Source organism: Coleofasciculus sp. B1-GNL1-01 (assembly GCF_040220235.1).
GTDB lineage: Bacteria > Cyanobacteriota > Cyanobacteriia > Cyanobacteriales > Coleofasciculaceae > Coleofasciculus.
Genome location: NZ_JAVJTO010000092.1, coordinates 23,114 through 42,320 on the forward strand (window position 1 = coordinate 23,114; position 19,207 = coordinate 42,320).

Genomic DNA, 19,207 nt, shown 5'->3' on the forward strand with positions numbered 1-19,207 from the left:
AATTATTGCTATTCTACAGGCTTGATCAAAACTAAAATAGGTTACGTTTTGTATACACACCTTAAACCCTCACCTATTACCCATGAAGATTTTGATGCTCTCTTCTACGTTCCCCTATCCCCCAACCCAAGGAGGGACTCAGGTGAGGACGTTTAACTTACTCAAACATCTCACTGGACATGAGATTACCCTACTCACTCAACGCGCTGATGATGTAACTGATGCTGACATTGAAGCATTACGAGAATGGGTGGCTGAGTTGGTCGTTTTTCCCCGTCCCACAACTTCCAGTCTGAAGGGAGGATTGTTGGGCAAGTTACAGCGCTTCGGTCAGTTTTTACAGCAGGGGATTCCTCCCAGTGTCCTCTCGATATATTCTCCACAATTACAGGATTGGGTTGATCAGTGTGTCGAGAAGAATAACGTTGATGTGATTACCTGCGAACATAGCGTCAACGAAATTTATGTGCGTCCGGAGTTTCGCGAACAACTGCAAACAGTTGTCAATATCCACAGTTCGGTGTATGGTTCCTGTCGCAATCAGTTGCAAACGGGTACAAGTGAGAATCTCTGGCGCGATCGCTTGAATCTGCCTCTGCTTTATCGCTATGAACAGCGCTACTGTGCTAAATTCTCTCATATTGTAGTGACAACGGATGACGATCGCCAACAGATTCAATCCTATAATCCCCCCAGTCAGATTGCCGTGATTCCCAATGGTGTAGACTTTAGCCAATTCCCCTATCGCACTGTTGATCCAGGTGGACATCGCTTGACGTTTATCGGCGCGATGGATAATTTAGCCAATATTGATGCGGTGACGTTCTTAAGTTTAGAGGTATTTCCCGCGATTCAAGAACGGTATCCTGACACAACCTTAACGCTGGTTGGCGCACGTCCCACCTCTGAGGTATCGGCGCTGGGAAATCGTCCCGGAATTACGGTAACTGGGCGGGTTGCGTCTATGGCAGACTACTTACATCAAGCCACGGTATGCATTGTTTCGATGCGAACAGGGTATGGGATCAAGAACAAAACCCTGGAGGCGATGGCGGCGGGTGTACCTGTGGTGGGAAGCGATCGCGGTTTGGAAGGACTGGAGGTTGATCGTCCCAATGTACCATTAAGAGCATTGAGGGCAAACTCGGTTTCCGAGTATGTTGACGCGGTGACTCGCTTATTTGAAGAGTCTCAACTGAGGCAGGAATTGTCACAAAATGGACGCCAGTTTATTGAGAATAATTATACATGGGAGCGAGCCGCCCAGCTTTATGAACAAGTCATCCTAAATCCGGGGTTGGAATAAGGCAGAGGGCAGAGGGCAGAGGACTCCAAGGGGTAGAAGGAAAAAGTTTTTCAGGGATAAAGAGGATAACAAAAGCCGCTTTAGTATAACCCAAGCGATTCAAGTTCCCTCCCCTTGACAAGGGGAGGGTTAGGGAGAGATCATTTTTCAGCTTAAATTTCCATTGAAGATATCTGCTTCAGGGAATAGTCTGTCAATAATTTGTGATCAAAAATTAACAATAAATTATCTATATAAATAATTTATGATTCAAACCTTAAAATGTTTATATAATTGAGTAAAACTGTTTGATGAAATAGATATAATTCACCAGCCAATTTTAATAAATGCCATCTCAATTCATCATTAATCCCGATAAAATCGAATTTATGACCATTTTGGGGGGAATTTAAAGCATTATGAAAATTCTCATCCTCTCTGCCACATTTCCTTATCCACCCACCAGCGGCGGCACTGAGGTTAGAACGTTTAACTTACTCAAGGCTCTGAGTGAGCGTCATCAGATTACCCTGGTGACTCAACGCACTGATGATATTTCCGAGACTGAGGTGGAAAAATTGCAGGAGTGGGTCGAAGAACTCGTCGTTTTCCCTCAACCCAACGGCTCAGAGAACAACAGTGGACTGCGGTCAAAGGTGCAGCGCTTGAGTACATTCCTGCAACAAGGAACGCCTCAAAGTGTATTAAAACACTACTCCCCAGAGATGCAGGAGTGGGTAAACCAGGCAATCGAGTCAGGAAACTTTGACGTGATCACCTGCGAACATAGTATGAATGAAATCTATGTTCGCCCCCAATGGCGAGAGAAGTTGCGAACCGTCGTCAATATTCATAGTTCCCTCTATCGCAAGCAGCGCCATCAGTTAGATGGAAAACCAGCAGATAAGCAGCTACGAGAGCAATTAAATTTACCCCTACTGCGTCGTTACGAAGAGCGATATTGTGGCAAGTTTACCAATATTGTCGTTGCCACTCCTAAAGATCGGCGTCAGATAGAGGATTATGAACCCGAGGGCAAGATTACGCTAGTTCCCAATGGCGTTGATTTTAAACAGTTTCCCAAGCGTGTCTCTGATCCGGGAGGACAGCGATTAGTGTTTGTCGGCGTCATGGATAGCCCGACAAACGTTGATGCGGTACGTTTCTTTAGCTTGGAAGTATTCCCAGAGATTTTACGACGGTATCCAGAGGCAACGCTAGAAATTGTTGGCGCACGCCCTGTATCTGAGGTGTTAGAGTTGCAGGAACGTCCGGGAATTACGGTAGCAGGGCGGGTGAGTTCAACCGTAGAGTATTTGCATAAGGCTACAGTTTGCGTGATTCCCCTGCGGACTAGCTATGGGATTAAAAACAAAACCCTAGAAGCCATGGCAGCAGGAGTCCCGGTGGTGGCAAGCGATCGCGGTTTGGAAGGATTGCCTGTCGATGGTGGAGATGTCCCCCTGCGGGCATTACGGGCGAATGAACCCGCTGAGTATGTGTATGCGGTGAGTCGCTTATTTGAGAACCGTCAGCTTCGCAAACAACTCTCAGACAATGGGCGATCGCTGGTTGAGCAGAAATATACCTGGAAACGGGCGGGGGAACTATATGAGAAGGTATTAATGGGGAATTAACCCAAATGGTCTATCCTTCTATGGTTTGGATTCTGCATCATGCAGAGCAAATGGACTGGGAAGATGGCATGGCACGCAGGGCGATGTCTTGGGCTTTAGAAGAAATTGGGTCTCTAGGTGATCCAGCCTTGGTCGAGCAATTGCAGCCACTACTGAACCCTCACCACAAATGGTTCTCCTACTGCTCCTACAAAGCCTTACGTGCCATTACTCAGTTAGGAGGCACAGCAGCACGGGATGCGCTTCTACCGCTACTGCTAATCAATCCCCATCAAGATCAGAGCCTCCCATACTCTGCGGTGCAAGGGATTGGGACTTTGGCAGCGCAGGAAGTCAACTGTGATGTCGCGATTGAGCCGCTACTGCTCTTATTAGCCGGCGATTTCAATTGGACGCGAGTGCAGCAGGCACTGGTGAACATTGGTGCTACCGCCGTGCCATTTCTGCTTGAGCTAATCCACCCTCGGGAAGATTACGGGCTACAAGAGCGTGTTTTAGAGGTATTGAGCGACATCAGAGATCGCCGCGCCGAAGCACCACTGATTCGCTCTCTTGAATGGGCTCCTAACGGTCTCCGTCGCTTCATACTAGAGTGCCTTGCCAGCATCGGCGGTACAAAAGTTGAAGCGCTGCTGATCGACGCTTTGCAAACACCGGATGTCAGTCAACGGATCAATGCTCTCTATGGACTAAGTAGACTAGCACAGCCTCAAGATCAGCGGCTGTTGGAATTGCTAGAGAGGGCGTTGCAAGATCAGGCGTTAAGGAAATACCAATATTGGATTATTCAAATTCTGGGGCGTTTGGGTCATCCTGATGCCTACCCATTGATTGCCCCATTTGCCACTGCCGAGAATGAACCTAATTTGCGTCGAGTAGCATTGATAGCTTTGGGACATTTAGGCGATCTCCGAGGCTTGGATGTGATTATAGGTGGTTTACAGGAACCGACACAAGATGTATATGTAAAGAAAGCGGCGATCGCAGCCTTGGGTCAGTTTGGTGATCGGCGTGGCGTCGCCGCGATCGCGGAAAACATTCGCCAGCGTCAGCACCACTCTCTCTATGAGGAAGAGAAGCTTGCCCTCAAGCAGTGTGGCTTGGCGGCTGTCCCTGTACTGCTGCGGTATCTCAAGTCGCCTGACTTTCCGGCGCAGAAAGCCTTGGCAATAGAATGCTTGGAGCAAATTGCTCAAGATCCACAGCTAGGACCGAGGCTTGGAGAAATGCGACAGTCCAAAAGTGAGTCCTTGCTGAGGCGACTTCAGAGAATTTCCATCCCTAGAAGTCACACTGGGATGATTGCGATCGCGATGGTTCTAGTTAGAGCGGGTAATCAGCAAGCTATTGATCACCTACTGGCGTTACTGCCCAAAGCTGGATTCGCCATTTGCCCCGCCTTGGCGCTCCTAGAGGTCAATGAATCCAATAGAAGGGTGATACCGCCACTCATTCAGCAGGCAAAAGAACGTTGGTTGATCACTTCATCATGTCTTGAGATATTTGTTAAGTTTCACGCCACAGAAGCTATTCCTGTGCTGATCGAACAATTAAGCCGCGAGACTTGGCAACCCATCTGTGGGTATCAGTACCATCTAGAAATGGATTGGCAAATCAGAACCCAAGGTGGCATTTTGCCTGAGAAAACTGGGTGGCGTGTGTCTCCCATTCGCGGTCCAATACTTGAAGCCCTGACCCAGCTCAGCGGTCAAGAGGGTCTTTCACTCCTGTTTGAGATTTGGCAGAACCCTGAGCATCCTAGCCGAGCTGATGCGGGACGAGCGATGGGATTTTTGGGTCAGTTAACTTATTCCCATTTAGTAGATGCTTTGAACCATCGGGACGAGGTAATTTGTGTGGAAGCGATTCAAGCATTAGGTCGCATAGGTCTACCTCGTGCAGTTCCAGCCTTAATCCATTGTCTAGACGATAGCAGAACGTCGATTCGCTTAGCAGCAATCGCATCTCTACGCTGGATTGGCGACCCAGTGTCCGCTCCAGCCGTTGAGAGGCAGTTGTCTGATCCAGATCCAGAGATTCAAGACACAGCCCGTCGAGCGCTCTGTCGTTTTGCAAGTGATCAGTTAGACAACTTCTAGAATTTTTTGCTTGACACAAAGATTCGACCGTGGGATGAGAGTCGAGGAAAGCTAACCACTACTCGCTAACGATTCTGTCGTTACTGGGGGAACGTCAGGTGTTGATTTATCCTCATGCAAGCGATCTAAAATCTCAATCACTTCTCGCTCAAAGGATACCTGGGCGCGGTTAGTTCTCCCCCCCACATAAAAGCGATCGCCTTTTTGTAATGCCCAAATTTGGGAGTGAGACACGTAACTCATAATTACACCCACCATCAGCAAACCAAAGCCTGTATACACAATCGGAATTCCCGGATCAGCTTTTATTTGTAAACCCGTACTGCCGATTAATTCCTTAAGACGCAACGTTACCCCATTCACTTGGGTACTCATTCCAGAACGCACGGTGGAGACTAATTTACCCTTGGCATCATACACCAAAACTGTCCCCTGTAAATCTTTTGCCAACAATGAAGCCCCTTCACTTAAATCCGGTTTCGTCGGTACCCACGTCCCCCAGATGCGCCCATTCCCCTGGGTATCCAGTTTCGCCATGGGTAACTGGAAAATCGGACTGTTATTTAACTGTACCCGCACCGCCGCGATTCCCCAGTCGGTTTGGTAGAAGGTGACACCTTGATGGCGCAGGGGTTTGTTCACATAAATGGTTTCTCTGTCAATCTCTTGTTCCTGGTTATCCACTACCGATAAATCGGAATAAAACTGATCAATTCCGCCTTCGGGGGTGTAGTCAATCCAGAAGCGATTAACATGAATCCCCCAATCTTGAGGAACCTGAGATTTTGCCCAGGGACCCGCATCAATAATATTTCTGACGTGAAAGGTTGCACCACTGGGAACCATTTCCTGTGCCATAAATCCCGTCATTGCGCCCCAAATTGCCCCACCCAGAATAATCAGCATACTGGCATGAACCACAATTGGACCAATCCGCCCGACGATTCCTTTGCGGGCGTAGAGGCTATCTCCTTCTTGAAATACCCGATAGCGCTTGGCTTGCAGCAGTTGGGATAAGGAATTCACCGAACCCGTTTCTAGTTCAGCGCTGAGTGCTAATTTCTGAAACTGACGTGGTTCTTTGTAATAATTCCAGCGACGAGCGGCTTTCAGGGCGGGAAATTGACGAGTAAACGTGCAAGCGGTGAGGCTACTGCCAAACAGAACTAGGATTGACAAAAACCACCATGTCCGGTATACATGGTCTAATCCTAAGAATAGGAGCACTTTCCAGGTTAAGAACCCAAATAAGGCGGGATTTTCGGGATAATTGGCTTGATAAAAGGCAAGAGATTGACCCTGTTCGATAACGGTGCCACTGATACTGAAAAGAGCGATCGCGAGAAGGAGTGCGATCGCCAGTCGCAAATCTGCTAAAAATGATAGGATATAACGCCGGAACCAACGTCCGACAGGATTAGGCACAGATTGATTATCTAACGTCATTTAATTAAAAAATTCCCCCAGGAATCCGAGACAGCAGCGAAAAGACGCCGAATCCGACTAATAAAGCCCCACTCACGGGTGTAATCCAACTTGACCATTGGCGTACTTCTAATAATTTCTTGATCGAAGCGGTAAACGTACCCGCCACAATCAACGGGGTAACATAACCTGCCGTATAGGATAATAGCAGAACCCCGCCTAAAACCCAGTCTTGGGTACTCGCCACCCAAGCCAGTAACGTTGCTAAAACGGGTGTACTGCACGGCGAGGCGACTAAACCAAAGGTTAAACCAATCAGATAGGAACGTATCCCCTTGGGCAAATCGGGGGAAATCCACTCCATTCCGCCAAAAGACGGTAATTGTAAGGGTAAGGCTTCGAGTAGGTTTAGCCCCATGATAATCGCAATCAGGCTAACAATTATCGGTAACCCAACACCCACTTGCCCATACACCCGCCCCACCGATGCGGCTAAAATCCCCAATCCAGCCAGAGTGGTGGCTAACCCCAAAGCAAACCAAGTCGATTGAGTCGCGGCTTGCAGGCGTCCTTTGGCTTCATAGCCGCCAATGTAGCCTATTGTGATCGGCAGCATAGATAGCATACAAGGAGTAAGGCTAGTCAGCAACCCAGCCGCAAAGATAATCCCGATGCTCAATGCACTCAGATGGGTAAGCTGATTACCAACCAGATTATCGGCAAATTGTTCCAGTTGGTACAGTTGAGTTTGTAAGGTGTCAATCATGCGCTGGGTAATTCACCAAATGCCTGTTCTGTAAGAATTTTAACGTATGGAACTCATGAAGCCGTCAAAATGTAAGCCGCCATCGTGTGTTAGCGGAACAAAGTGGAGCGTAACGCACCGATTTTTAAAGGATTGGGTGCGTTACGCTGTCGCTAACGGCACCCTACTCACTTGCTTTACAGGTATGACAAATGACGATCACTACCGTTAACTTTAATTATCCCCACCTACTTCGTGGAGAACTTTGCGATAACGCACTTTGAGAATGAGTCCGAGGGTGATTTGTTTCATCACCCAATAAAATACTGTCAACACGATAAAGGTGACAAACATGACCAACAGGGGACGTTTAGCCGTTAAATCGTCAACGACGGTTTGGGCTAAATCCTCCGGTTGTGTAACTAAATCCCAACTATTAAATCGGAGGAATCGTCCTAAATAGATACCAACCGCGCATAGGGCATGAGTAATCAGTTCAGCCGGAAGCGTAAATTTACCCATACCTTGCTTTTGTAAATAGTATCCTAAATTAATTAACGAGATAACGTAAGCTTCAAAGCCCAGTAGAATAACACTTAGATGTTGCGGAATTAATACCAACGTAATCACCCAGACGGAATAGTCACGGCGAACCGCATCAATTAGGTGGATGATATCCGTCAACAGATAAGGTGCATTGGGTAAGAACGCCATGAAAACAATGAAACCTACCCACCACAAAAGGTTACGAGAGCCAGAAGATCGGCGAAAGAGCCAAACGCTTAAAGCTAAGGGGATAAACGCCAGAAATAAATTCCAAGCCATCCAACCGCTATGGCGATGCCACGCTTTCCAGGCATCCCTTAATAGAAATCTGAAAGACATGTTTTTACGGGTATAAGTCTGCTAGAGCAATCGGTTATTTACCAGTATACCTAATGGCTTCAAGACGCCATGAGCCGTTATTAGTGATCCCTTATCAGCGAAATCTTGTCAATTTTAAGTAAGCTAAATTGTAGCCAACTTGTAGGGTGCGTTAGTGAAGCGTAACGCACCACTTCTCAAGGGTTTGGTGGGTGACGAGAATTTGAGTGTTGGGTGGATGGCAGCATTTATAGCGAAGACAGCGCTGACTACAAACGCTTAATTCAGTGACATTTTACTTAAGATAGAAAGCATAAGTTTATAGAAAGCGTGGGAAGATAGTCATGCACGAACAATTGCAACAGGCGATCGCACCCTATCGAGACACCGTTGATTATGTGGAAATTCGGGTGGAGCAAAGTGAGCAAACGGCGATATCGTTTCGGGGAGAGCAACTGGATGCGGTAGACCGTAGCTTGAGTTTAGCGGGGGGAATTCGCGCTTGTCATCAAGGGGGATGGAGTTTTGTCACATTTAATGGGTTGGCGGAGTTGCAGGATCGGATTGAAGCGGCGATTTCCCAAGCGCGGTTAGTGGGGAAAGACACCACAAGTTTAGCGCCCCTAGAACCAATTCAAGATTATGTGGCGGTGGAACTAGGTCGCGATCCCCGTGGTTTATCTCTGTTAGAAAAGCGTCAGTTAATCGCCGAGTATAATCGCCTATTACTCGAGTATGATCCGCGAATTCAAACCACAATGGTGGGATATCGCGATCGCTTCGGGATTAATTATTTTGTCAATTCTACAGGTTCCTGCATTGTCCAAGAACGGCTGGATATATCCGCCCGGTTTGGTGCGATCGCGCGAGGGGATGAAGGGATCGTGCGTCAAGGTTTTGAGTCGGTTCACTCCCGTTCCGATTACGATGCATTAGTGGGGATTGAAGAACGGGTGTTAGGGGCGGCGAAACGGGCGGTGACTCAGCTAGAAGCGAAGTCAGTCAAGGGTGGACAGCACACGGTTGTTTTAGATCCCTATTTGGCGGGTGTCTTTATTCACGAAGCCTTTGGACATTTATCAGAAGCCGATTTTGTCTATGAAAATCCCCGGATGCAAGAGTTACTCACCCTAGGGAAACCGATGGCGATTCCCCAACTGAATGTGATTGATGATGCGACGCTACCGGGTTTACCAGGTACTCTACACTACGATGATGAAGGAGTACCCGCCCAGCGCAAGTATTTAATTAAAGATGGCATTCTCAGCCAACGGTTGCATTCACGGGAAACCGCAGGCAAGATGCAAGAAACGCCAACAGGGAACGCCAGGGCGATTAATGCTACCTATCCGCCCATTGTACGGATGACGAATACAGCGATTGAACCTGGAGACTGTTCTTTCGAGGAGATGATTGGCGATATCGAGGAAGGGGTTTATGCGGTACGGATGTTAGGCGGACAAACGAATGGTGAAATGTTCACCTTTGCCGCCGGAGAAGGGTATATGATTCGCAATGGTAAGATTGCAGAACCTGTCAGCGATGTCACTCTCACCGGGAATGTGTTTCAAACCCTGAAAGATATTGACGCGATCGGTAATGATACGCTTTATGTCAGTGGCGGGTGTGGTAAAGGCGGACAAATGCCCCTAGCCGTCAGCGTTGGTGGTCCCCATGTGCGGATTAAGGATGTCGTGGTTGGGGGGCGCTAGTGCAGCGGGCATAAAAATACTTGAGCAGCTTCGTAGATACGATGAAGCAGAGGGAGCAGGGGAAGCGGGGGGAGCAGGGGGAGCAGGGGAAGCGGGGGGAGCAGGGGAAGCGGGGGGAGCAGGGGAAGCAGGGGGAGCAGGGGAAGCAGGGGAAGCGGGGGGAGCAGGGGAAGCAGGGGGAGCAGGGGGAGCAGGGGGAGCAGGGGGAGCAGGGGGAGCAGGGGGAGCAGGGGGAGTTTAGCCACAATTGTAGGGGCGGGTTTAGGGACTAACCTTAGCTTGTCACCGATAACTGATCAACAAAACCCGCCCTCCTCACCGATAACTGATCAACAAAACCCGCCCTCCTCACCGATAACTGATCAACAAAACCCGACTGATCAACGAAACCCGCACTCCTCACCGATAACTGATCAACGAAACCCGACTGATCAACGAAACCCGCCCAAATGCCAACATTCAAAAAAGGGATTCTGGGGGGGTGTTAAATTTTCCTGACATTCGGAGAATTTGATTGTCTCCTGTGTCAGGATGAATTGATATATGCCTCTTAACTGAGTTTCAAATAGCTGGCTTCGGCTTCTAGCTGACGAACCAAAGCGTCATTGCCATTGGCTCTAGCGACTTCTATACGATGTTGCAAGTTCTTATGCAGGCTTTGGCGATGAGTAGCTGCGGCTTCTTTGGCTTGTTTTTGTAGTTGTTTGTTCATGGTGAACATTCCTTTAGCTTTACTTCTGGTATTGACTCTAATTTAAAAATACCACGAATAAAATAAAAAAAGATCACCTAAACGTAGTATTTGATACAGAAATTAGTAAAATTTTGATGTGGATAACCGTAAACAGAGGGCAGTGGTTCGACAGGCTCACCAACCAGGTTCGACAGGCTCACCAACCAGGCAGAAGGTAGGGAGCAAGGCGTCAACCTAACCGCTCAATTTGGGCAACCCACTCTCCCCACCGTTGTGGAAGTTCATCAAGACAGGCTAATTCAAGCATAAAGCCTCGATAACGACGGAGTGCGATCGCGTGAGCTTCGGGATAATCCGCGCAGCAATCCGAAATCACAGTTACCAAGAACCCCAACTGAGAGGCGGAAGCGGCGGTTAACAGGACACAAACCGATGTCACCAATCCCGCCGTCAGGATGTATTTTTTCCCTTTGGAGCGCAGATAATCCAGCAACGGAGGATGATGGAACCCATCTTGAGTTTGCTTTTCCATAACCGTTTCTCCAGATTGCGCCGCCGCCACACTTAAAACATCGGCTCCTGGCGTTCCTCGTAGACAAACCGCACGTCCCCGCAATCGATATCGCGGTAACCAATCGGAACCATCGGGATTAAAAACTTCCCGCAGATTCACCACTTCGAGTCCCTCTTGACGACAGAAGCGGAGCAAACGAGCAATATTTGACTGGAAATCTGGAAACGCTTGTTCGAGTTCTAGATTCCAGAAATCCTGTTGCACATCGATTAACAGTAGGGCAAATTGCTGCCAATCTCGATTAACCATTTTTGATTTCTTCTGCTTTATAGCACTACGCAGACACGTTAGGACAAATTAAGAAAAATTCAAAATCGCTCAATCCCCTGATTTAGTAAGCTTTTTTCTTTACTATTGCCTAAGCTGTTCGGCATTTAAACCATAATGTCAAGAATTGCGAGATCCTTGTAGTGCGTTTAGCGAAGCCATGCCGCAGGCTTTGCATCTTGCTCGCTACTAATACCCAATTTAAATGCATTACAGCTTATTGCCTATTGCCTATTGCCTGGCGCGTAGCGCTATATCTATCATGGCGTGTGTGTAGGGGCGGGTTTCACTATTATCGTTTTTTGCCTCACCCAGATGCGACTAAACTGCCCTGACCGAGTGCAAAAATTAAATCATATCTTCCCTATATCTTCTCCCTTGTCTCCTCCGCTCCCAGACGTGCCATGGCACGTCTCGACATTCGCTAAAATTTCTTGCCATTCCTGATCAGATAACGGTTGTACAACAAACTCCACACCAAAACAATCGGCGGCGGCTTGGGTGAGTGCTTCGATCACTGTTTGCCTTAAATTATCCCCTCGCTGAGTCAGAGGTAAATTGACAGGAGATGCTTCGCCAAACACCTGAGCAAATAACTGAGTATCTGGCTCTAAGCGCATCGAACCATGTTGCAATATCGCGTCGCCGCGTCGCAACTGAGCGCTGCCAATCAGTTTATACCCTTCAGTTGTGACCAAATCTGCACCTGTGGCTGTGGCAAAACAATTGGGATTGTGGCGATAATCTCGTCCCGCCTTACCATAGTGCAAATCGACACCGAGCGATCGCCATCCCTGAATCAAAAATTTACAAATCTGCTGATATGCCTCAATGCGCTTATTACTGAGTCCTGAAGCCACCACCATATAGGTTAAATCACCTTGGTGTAGCACAGCGCGTCCTCCCGTGGGACGCCTGACTAAGGGAATGGGTTTTCCGTTCCAGGTCAGAGTTTGCCAAGCTGGAGACCAACGACGTTGATGATATCCTAGGGAAATTGTCGCAGATTCCCAGGTGTAAAACCGCAGAACTGGAGCATTCCTAGCACCTGTGTACCCAGACGTGCCATGGCACAGCTCTACATTGCTCCCCTGCTGTTGTTCCAGAAGCCATTGGTCAATTGCCATCTGAAGCTGTCCAGAGAGGCATAGGGGAGGGATTAAACGCCACGGTGATTGGCTCGTCAGGATTGGTTTCATCGCTTCATCGAATTTTTAAAATTGTTGTCATACAGTAGACAAAACTTTACATTTTAATTTTGCCACTTTCATCTCTTTTTATCCTGTTTTAGCAAAAATGTAATACGTTTTAATACGACATAATATTAGGATTAATCCATTTGTTTTAGGTGCAAATACATTAGATATTATTTACTTTTAAAACTAAATAAATATATGTATTACAAACAAAGCAATGTATTACGATTTTCCTCTATTGCGAAAGGAAAAAAGTTTTTATAAAACTCTTAGTTATTTACCCACAACAACCTATTTACAGTGCTATTAATTGAATAGAAACGAAGCCGGAGAAATGGAAATACTGAATAGGGTGTAGCCGATCAGTCTTTTGTTAATTTGTCAAAACTATGGTGTCGTCATGACCGTTAAATCAATCAAACCGAATGTGTCTTTCAGCTTGTTTACAGCATCTAAACAAGTTCAATTTATTCAAACCTTAAAACGGATTCGGTTTAGCGGTCAGCTGATATTGACAAGTCCAGACCAGCAAAAATGGTTTTTTTTTCTATGCGACGGTCATCTGATGTATGCCACGGGTGGAACTCATCCAGTGAGACGGTGGCTGAGAAATGTAGCTGCTCACAGCCCTCAGTTAAGGTTGGATCGACTAACCATACAGCGTGATTTAAGCCAATTCAATCAAGCGAATTGTCAAACTTCTTGGCAATATTACCTGTTGAGTTTATGGGCAAAACAACAGAAGATCACGCATGAACAGACGGAGAACCTGATTCAATCAGTGATTACGGAAGTTTTGTTTGATATCGCCCAAGCCAAGCAAACCACCTACAAAATCAAACAAGATAACACCTTATCCACCCAGCTTCCTGTTGTTGATGTAGAAATGGCGATCGCACAAACTGATAAGTTATGGCAGGCTTGGCATCACGATTTGGTTGTAGACTATTCTCCCAACCAGGCTCCCGTTATTAGACAACCACAAGCCTTGCAAGCCCGTACCTCAGAGGCGGTTTACCAACTCCTGAGCAAACTTTTAGACGGGAAACATACACTGCGGGATGTGGCGGTGCAGATGAAGCGGGATGTCTTGCAAGTGACTCGTTCTCTGTTGCCTTATATTCGCTGGGAATTAATAGAGTTGATTTCTATCCCAGATTTACCGAATCCAGTAAGGCAAGAGGATTCAGAAAATCCACCCGCCACTGCACAATCGACCCAGGCGCTGATTGCTTGTGTGGATGACAGTCCCTTAGTTTGCCACACCATGGAAAAACTACTCACCGCCAGTGGTTATCGATCGCTAGTGATTGACGATGGCTTACGTGCGATCGCGCTTTTGATTGCTCGTAAACCTGATGTAATCTTTCTCGATTTAGTGATGCCAAATACCAATGGCTATGAGATTTGCGCCAAATTACGCAAATTGCAAGCATTCCAAACTACGCCGATTGTGATTTTGACTGGGAAAGATGGCATTGTTGATCGCGTTCGAGCCAAATTAGTGGGCGCATCGGATTTCTTGAATAAACCCATTGATGCGGGGACTGTACTTAATGTGATTAGCAAGCATCTTAAGCAGAGTGTTGTTGGTCATTAGTCATTAGTCATTGGTCATTAGTGATTGATGATTGATGAAAATCACTGACTAACAACGAAAATTCAATCAAAACTATCCATTCTTATTTTACGAGAGGAAACTCCCATGGGAACTGCCCTAGTTGTCGAAGATTCTGCCACCGATATGCAAATTATCATTAAATGTCTACAGGAAGGAGGTATCAACGTATTGACGGCTGACAGTGGTGAAGCGGCTCTGGAAAAACTGAATAACCATAAACCGGATGTTATTGTTCTCGACGTTGTGCTTCCAGGGCGCAGTGGGTTTGAAGTCTGTCGTGATTTAAAAGCGGCGGCTGATACCAGCAAAATTCCAATTGTGATTTGCTCGACTAAAGGCGGCGAGATGGATAAGTTTTGGGGCATGAAACAAGGCGCTGATGCCTATCTGTCTAAACCCGTTAATCAAGATGAATTGCTGCGTACCGTCAAACAATTGACGCTGCGATAGGCTTAATGTCCATTCGATCTAGATTAGTCATTACTGGATTGATTTTAAATCAACCTTGAGATGTATCGAAACACAATCCAAAATCTAATGATTAATCTAGACTGACCCAATCCCATTCATTTTTTCATGAGGTCAATACCATGGGGACTGCTTTAGTTGTCGAAGATTGCTTAACCGATTTGCAAATCATTACTCGCTGCTTACAGGACGAAGGAATTAAGGTGCTAACGGCTGACAGTGGTGAAGAAGCACTTGCCAAACTTAGCAGCCAAAAACCTGATGTAATTGTGCTGGATGTTGTTTTACCCGGTCGGAGTGGATTTGAGGTTTGCCGAGACATTAAAGATGCCGCTAATACCAAAAGCATCCCTGTGGTTATTTGCTCAACAAAACATGGCGAAATGGATAAATTTTGGGGCATGAAACAAGGTGCTGATGCCTACATTGGTAAACCGATTGATCAGGCAGAACTTTTACGCACAGTGAAACAGTTGATTAGAAGCTGATCCACGAGAGAAAGTGGAAGCCTCTCATTTTATTTTGGCAAAAGTAGTACAGGTATCTTTCTCACCTGGAGAAGTATGTGATCCAGATACCCACACTACCTAAGTTGTAGAGAATGTCAATGTCTAACGTCTTACTCAGCTCAAATCCTTCCTTACCCACTACCCCAACGCCAGAACAATTATCCAGTTCTTCTACCCAGGCAAATGAACAGTTTTTGCGGTTTCATTTGTTACCGGATACCACCGCTTTATTACCCATTCATCAACTGACTGAAGTATTGACGATTCCTAGAGGTCAAATTGTCCCAATTTTTCAAATGCCTGCTTGGGTGATGGGGGCTTACAATTGGCGGGGTGAAGTCTTATGGATGGTTGATTTAGGTCACTTAGTCGGACTTACGCCGTGGTATCAACAAGCGGCTAGTGGTTCAGCTTATACGGCGATTGTGCTGCAAGCCAAAACCAAATCGTCAACTTCAACCCAAGCCAACAGCGAAATGCTAGGACTCGTGGTAAACCGAGTTGAAGATATTGAATGGTGTAATGCCGATTGGATTCAATCTCCTCCCTCCGCTAGTGTTACCCCGGAACTGGTGCCATTCTTGCGTGGGTATTGGTTGAAAAATAATGGTGAAATGCTAGTGATTATTGATGGAAACGCGATTATTGCATCGATGCCCAAGCAATCTGTTTAAGGGGTAAGGTAACAAATGTGTAATGTCGAGGAATTTTCGCTTATCCCATTTTGTAGAAGCGTATCATCTTAGTCTGTAGAAGCGGGTTTTACGATTCCCTTGGCTCTTTCACCCCAATGCAACTCAACCCGCCCTGATCAAGTGTTTAGTTTTCTCTGTTTTCGATCTAACTCATCAAGTCCGAATCAGGGTGTTCTACCTTTCCACGATTAATTCATTGTTGTTTCAGTTTACTGAATTTACACGACCGATTATTGAATAGGACTGCCTCGCATTTAGTGGCAGTTTGATTTTCCGCCAAAAGGCTTATCAGATTTTATCTCCTATCGTAGAACCCTTGCCAATGGAAATAGGCAGGGTGGCAAACCGTAGAAAATGAATTCTCATAAGTCCGGTTTTGAGCAATTTGCCAATTCCTTCTTATTTTGTATTAAAGAGGTTTGATCCATGACTAGACTTTCTCCCAAACCTGGTTCCAATCACGATACCAATGGTCGCGGTTCCTACTCGCAGAATCTACCCGTTGAGACTCAAAACTATTCGAGTGACTATCCCCCATCGATGCCCTATCGAACGCCTGGGACTGCTGATCAACCTCTACCCAAATTGTCTGCACTTGAGGCAATGGGAAAAACGCCAGAACAGCGATTAAACCGTCGCGGGTTGCTGTCTAGTCTGCGAAGTAAAGCGATTGGTCTAGCGCTAGCGATTGGAACGTTACCCGTGTTAGCGGTGGGGGCGACTGCTTACTTCACAGCCAGTGGCGGGATGTATGACCAAGTGGTGAGTAACGAACAAACAAACACGATTGACTTGGAAGATAAATTAGAGCTGTTCATTGCAGAACGCTACAGTGACGTTCAAGTCCTGGCAGAACTTCCGGTGTTTAATAATGCTGAACTTGCGAAGATTACACCCAAGGAAGAAAAGGAACGTCTACTCAATGCCTATGAGAAACTGTACGACAGTTACGACAGTATTGGTGTGTTTGACCTCCAGGGTAACGTTCTTGCCCAATCGGACTCTGGAGAAATTCTCGAAAATCACTCTGACCGAGACTATTTTCAAGAAGTATTGAAAACGGATCAGATCTACATCACGGAACCACGACTCTCTGAAACGACTAACAGATACGCTGTGTATATCACCGCACCGATTAAGGATTCAGTGACAGGTAAAACCATTGGCATTCTCCGTACCCGTGAGCCGATGGAACGAGTGAATGGAATTTTCGGTGTAACCAAAGAACGGAAACAAGAATTTCACCTGATTGATTCGTCTGGTAACGTGGTGGCTGCAGAAGATCCTGATGATGTGGGTCAAACATTCGAGGAAAAGTTTCCCGAGACGTATCGTCAAGCTCAACAAAACCAGGAAGACATCCTCACCATTATTGAAAAGCGAACTGGACGGGAAGACGTTATTACTTACTCTCCCACTGAAGAACTGGCTGAGGACTATAACCTAAACTGGTCACTGGTTATTGTCCGTCCCACGGATGTGGCATTTGCACCGCAACGGAATATGCTCTGGACATTGGGATTAGGGACAGGGGGTGCTACCTTAATGGTTGGTGCGATCGCGACGTTCGTGGCTGGTAACGCTACTCGACCGATTGTGGATGCAGCAGGTGCGGTGTCAAAAATTGGTCAAGGTGACTTGAATACTCGTTTGCAAGTGAAAGGAGAGGACGAACTCGCCACCCTGGGTGCCAACATCAACGATATGGCGGGTCAGTTAGAGGTCTTTATTGAAGAACAAGAACTCGCTGCCGAACAAGCCCGTTTACTGGCAGAGATTACAGGTTCTCGCACCTTGAAATCCCAGGAAATCCGGGATCTCTTCCAGAAAGCGGTTGAGGAAACCCGTAAAATCCTTAAGGCTGAACGGGTGATGATCTTCCAGTTTAATCCCGATGGCAGTAGCTATGTTGCGGCTGAATCCGTCGCCATGGGTTGGCCCCGTAGCCTGAATGACAAGATTGAAGAACTTACCCTATCGGAGGAACGGCGCGAGACGTATAAAGATGGTCGTGTTGTTGCCACTAATCATGTCTTTGAAGCAGATCTGGTCCCTGAACAACAAAAATTAATGGCACGTCTGGGTGTCAAAGCCAACTTAGAAGTGCCGATTCTCCATGAAGGTCAACCCTTCGCCTTGATCATGGCGCAGCAATGTTCGGTTCCTCGTGAATGGCAAACCGCAGAAGTCAACTTCTTCAAACAGTTAGGAGGTCAGATTGGACTGGTAATTGACCGAGTAATGCTCCTAGAAAGCACGGACAAACTGGCGCAAGAACAACGGGAGTTGAAAGAAAGCTTACAAAAACGTGCCTTGGAACTCCTGAAGGAAGTAGACCCAATTAGTAAAGGAGACTTAACCATTCGGGCGCGAGTCACGGCGGATGAAATTGGTACGGTTGCTGACTCCTACAACGCTACCGTCGGAAACTTACGCAAGATTGTCGAACAGGTGCAAGACGCCGCCACCCAGGTGGCGACAACCACAAGCACCAACGAAGTTGCCGTTCAATCCCTATCCGCAGAAGCCTTGCGCCAAGCCGAGCAAATTTCCAACGCCCTCAGCCGCGCCCAAGAAATGGCAGAAACGGTACGCATGGTTGCCTCCCACGCGGAACATGCAGAGATGGCAGTGCGTGAGGCGTCTCAGACAGTGGCAGAAGGGGACGACAACATGAACCGGACAGTTGAAGGGATTCTGGCAATCCGCGAAACTGTAGCAGAAACGGCGAAAAAAGTCAAACACTTGGGTGAATCCTCGCAAAAGATTTCCACCGTTGTTAACCTGATTAGCACCTTTGCCGCCCAAACCAACCTGCTAGCGCTGAACGCTTCCATTGAGGCAGCCCGCGCTGGGGAAGAAGGACGAGGGTTTGCGGTGGTTGCGGACGAAGTACGTGCCTTGGCGCGGCAGTCGGCAGAAGCGACAGCAGAAATTGAAAAACTGGTGGCGGCGATTCAAGGGGAAACCAATGAAGTGGTTGCGGCGATGGAAGCAGGTACAGAACAGGTGGTTACGGGTACAAAATTAGTGGATGAAACTCGTGCATCGCTGAACAAAATTGCTGCCGCATCTAACCAAATTAACCAATTAGTTGAAGCGATTGCCGAAGCTACGGTTGTCCAATCCAAAGCCTCTGAAGATGTGACCCAAACGATGACAGATGTGGCTCAAATTGCTGCCCGAACATCAGAAGAAGCTGGGTTTGTTTCGGCTTCCTTTGAACAACTGCGAAAAGTGGCTCAAGCCCTACAATCTGACGTGGGTCAGTTTAAGTTGAAGTAGTTATTAGTCATTAGTCATTGGTCATTGGTCATTGGTCATTGGTCATTAGTCATTGGTCATTGGTCATTGGTCATTGGTCATTGGTTAACCGCTTGGGTTCATTCTGTAGGGGCGACCTGCTTACATCAATC

At 47.0% G+C, this 19,207-nt stretch carries 17 protein-coding genes; 10 read left to right on the forward strand and 7 right to left on the reverse strand.

Translation table 11 applies throughout. The features are described 5' to 3' along the window. The first annotated feature begins 82 nt into the window (after positions 1-82). From RID53_RS22610 to RID53_RS22620, 3 genes are all read left to right on the forward strand, one after another. On the forward strand, positions 83-1,306 hold the full coding sequence (locus tag RID53_RS22610; protein WP_446390247.1) for a glycosyltransferase family 4 protein: 1,224 nt from the start codon (positions 83-85) through the stop codon (positions 1,304-1,306). A 398-nt stretch (positions 1,307-1,704) separates the two neighbouring features. Continuing rightward, positions 1,705-2,922, forward strand: a complete 1,218-nt coding sequence (locus RID53_RS22615; RefSeq protein WP_446390248.1) for a glycosyltransferase family 4 protein — start codon at positions 1,705-1,707, stop codon at positions 2,920-2,922. A 5-nt stretch (positions 2,923-2,927) separates the two neighbouring features. Then, positions 2,928-5,021 carry a HEAT repeat domain-containing protein gene (locus tag RID53_RS22620; protein ID WP_446390249.1) on the forward strand — a complete coding sequence of 698 codons (2,094 nt, stop codon included), beginning with the start codon at positions 2,928-2,930 and terminating at the stop codon, positions 5,019-5,021. Positions 5,022-5,072: 51 nt separating this feature from the next. Here the strand turns inward: RID53_RS22620 and RID53_RS22625 are convergent, their stop codons facing one another. From RID53_RS22625 to RID53_RS22635, 3 genes are all read right to left on the reverse strand, one after another. Further along, positions 5,073-6,467, reverse strand: coding sequence for a cytochrome c biogenesis protein (locus RID53_RS22625; protein ID WP_446390250.1), 1,395 nt, complete (start codon positions 6,465-6,467; stop codon positions 5,073-5,075). Positions 6,468-6,471: 4 nt separating this feature from the next. After that, a complete protein-coding gene (locus RID53_RS22630) occupies positions 6,472-7,212 on the reverse strand; it encodes a cytochrome c biogenesis protein CcdA (protein ID WP_446390251.1) in 741 nt (246 codons plus the stop codon). Between the two features lie 213 nt (positions 7,213-7,425). Beyond that, entirely contained in the window at positions 7,426-8,076 is a 651-nt protein-coding gene (locus tag RID53_RS22635) for a DUF1361 domain-containing protein (RefSeq protein ID WP_446390252.1), read from the reverse strand. A gap of 323 nt (positions 8,077-8,399) precedes the next feature. Between RID53_RS22635 and RID53_RS22640 the strand changes: the two genes are divergently transcribed. Further along, entirely contained in the window at positions 8,400-9,767 is a 1,368-nt protein-coding gene (locus RID53_RS22640) for a TldD/PmbA family protein (RefSeq protein ID WP_446390253.1), read from the forward strand. Then, positions 9,745-10,008 carry a hypothetical protein gene (locus tag RID53_RS22645; protein ID WP_446390254.1) on the forward strand — a complete coding sequence of 88 codons (264 nt, stop codon included), beginning with the start codon at positions 9,745-9,747 and terminating at the stop codon, positions 10,006-10,008. Before RID53_RS22640 ends, RID53_RS22645 begins: the two co-directional genes overlap by 23 nt. Before the next feature lie 33 nt (positions 10,009-10,041). On the opposite strand, the gene RID53_RS22650 is transcribed toward RID53_RS22645, so the two are convergent. The 4 genes from RID53_RS22650 to RID53_RS22665 all read right to left on the reverse strand — a co-directional run bounded on the left by RID53_RS22650 (position 10,042) and on the right by RID53_RS22665 (position 12,501). Beyond that, positions 10,042-10,230 carry a hypothetical protein gene (locus RID53_RS22650; RefSeq protein ID WP_446390255.1) on the reverse strand — a complete coding sequence of 63 codons (189 nt, stop codon included), beginning with the start codon at positions 10,228-10,230 and terminating at the stop codon, positions 10,042-10,044. Positions 10,231-10,317: 87 nt separating this feature from the next. Next, positions 10,318-10,479 carry an arginine synthesis PII-interacting regulator PirA gene (gene pirA, locus RID53_RS22655; RefSeq protein ID WP_006099655.1) on the reverse strand — a complete coding sequence of 54 codons (162 nt, stop codon included), beginning with the start codon at positions 10,477-10,479 and terminating at the stop codon, positions 10,318-10,320. A gap of 211 nt (positions 10,480-10,690) precedes the next feature. Continuing rightward, positions 10,691-11,284 (reverse strand): cysteine hydrolase family protein, encoded by a 594-nt coding sequence (locus RID53_RS22660; protein WP_446390256.1) that lies wholly within the window; start codon positions 11,282-11,284, stop codon positions 10,691-10,693. 371 nt (positions 11,285-11,655) lie between these two features. Beyond that, a complete protein-coding gene (locus RID53_RS22665; protein WP_446390257.1) occupies positions 11,656-12,501 on the reverse strand; it encodes a lipoate--protein ligase family protein in 846 nt (281 codons plus the stop codon). Between the two features lie 397 nt (positions 12,502-12,898). Between RID53_RS22665 and RID53_RS22670 the strand changes: the two genes are divergently transcribed. The 5 genes from RID53_RS22670 to RID53_RS22690 all read left to right on the forward strand — a co-directional run bounded on the left by RID53_RS22670 (position 12,899) and on the right by RID53_RS22690 (position 19,076). Beyond that, a complete protein-coding gene (locus RID53_RS22670) occupies positions 12,899-14,098 on the forward strand; it encodes a response regulator (protein ID WP_446390258.1) in 1,200 nt (399 codons plus the stop codon). A gap of 105 nt (positions 14,099-14,203) precedes the next feature. Next, positions 14,204-14,569, forward strand: coding sequence for a response regulator transcription factor (locus tag RID53_RS22675; protein ID WP_446390259.1), 366 nt, complete (start codon positions 14,204-14,206; stop codon positions 14,567-14,569). Between the two features lie 140 nt (positions 14,570-14,709). Then, on the forward strand, positions 14,710-15,075 hold the full coding sequence (locus RID53_RS22680) for a response regulator transcription factor (RefSeq protein ID WP_446390260.1): 366 nt from the start codon (positions 14,710-14,712) through the stop codon (positions 15,073-15,075). A 119-nt stretch (positions 15,076-15,194) separates the two neighbouring features. Continuing rightward, complete coding sequence (locus RID53_RS22685; protein ID WP_446390261.1) at positions 15,195-15,770, forward strand: chemotaxis protein CheW; 576 nt, start codon at positions 15,195-15,197, stop codon at positions 15,768-15,770. Between the two features lie 447 nt (positions 15,771-16,217). Next, positions 16,218-19,076, forward strand: coding sequence for a methyl-accepting chemotaxis protein (locus tag RID53_RS22690; protein WP_446390262.1), 2,859 nt, complete (start codon positions 16,218-16,220; stop codon positions 19,074-19,076). Positions 19,077-19,207: the final 131 nt, after the last annotated feature.

Coding starts and splice junctions, on each gene's coding strand:
- RID53_RS22610 (WP_446390247.1), top strand. CDS start 83: ATGAAGATTTTGATGCTCTCTTCTACGTTCCCCTATCCCCCAACCCAA.
- RID53_RS22615 (WP_446390248.1), top strand. CDS start 1,705: ATGAAAATTCTCATCCTCTCTGCCACATTTCCTTATCCACCCACCAGC.
- RID53_RS22620 (WP_446390249.1), top strand. CDS start 2,928: ATGGTCTATCCTTCTATGGTTTGGATTCTGCATCATGCAGAGCAAATG.
- RID53_RS22625 (WP_446390250.1), bottom strand. CDS start 6,467: ATGACGTTAGATAATCAATCTGTGCCTAATCCTGTCGGACGTTGGTTC.
- RID53_RS22630 (WP_446390251.1), bottom strand. CDS start 7,212: ATGATTGACACCTTACAAACTCAACTGTACCAACTGGAACAATTTGCC.
- RID53_RS22635 (WP_446390252.1), bottom strand. CDS start 8,076: ATGTCTTTCAGATTTCTATTAAGGGATGCCTGGAAAGCGTGGCATCGC.
- RID53_RS22640 (WP_446390253.1), top strand. CDS start 8,400: ATGCACGAACAATTGCAACAGGCGATCGCACCCTATCGAGACACCGTT.
- RID53_RS22645 (WP_446390254.1), top strand. CDS start 9,745: ATGTCGTGGTTGGGGGGCGCTAGTGCAGCGGGCATAAAAATACTTGAG.
- pirA (WP_006099655.1), bottom strand. CDS start 10,479: ATGAACAAACAACTACAAAAACAAGCCAAAGAAGCCGCAGCTACTCAT.
- RID53_RS22660 (WP_446390256.1), bottom strand. CDS start 11,284: ATGGTTAATCGAGATTGGCAGCAATTTGCCCTACTGTTAATCGATGTG.
- RID53_RS22665 (WP_446390257.1), bottom strand. CDS start 12,501: ATGAAACCAATCCTGACGAGCCAATCACCGTGGCGTTTAATCCCTCCC.
- RID53_RS22670 (WP_446390258.1), top strand. CDS start 12,899: ATGACCGTTAAATCAATCAAACCGAATGTGTCTTTCAGCTTGTTTACA.
- RID53_RS22675 (WP_446390259.1), top strand. CDS start 14,204: ATGGGAACTGCCCTAGTTGTCGAAGATTCTGCCACCGATATGCAAATT.
- RID53_RS22680 (WP_446390260.1), top strand. CDS start 14,710: ATGGGGACTGCTTTAGTTGTCGAAGATTGCTTAACCGATTTGCAAATC.
- RID53_RS22685 (WP_446390261.1), top strand. CDS start 15,195: ATGTCTAACGTCTTACTCAGCTCAAATCCTTCCTTACCCACTACCCCA.
- RID53_RS22690 (WP_446390262.1), top strand. CDS start 16,218: ATGACTAGACTTTCTCCCAAACCTGGTTCCAATCACGATACCAATGGT.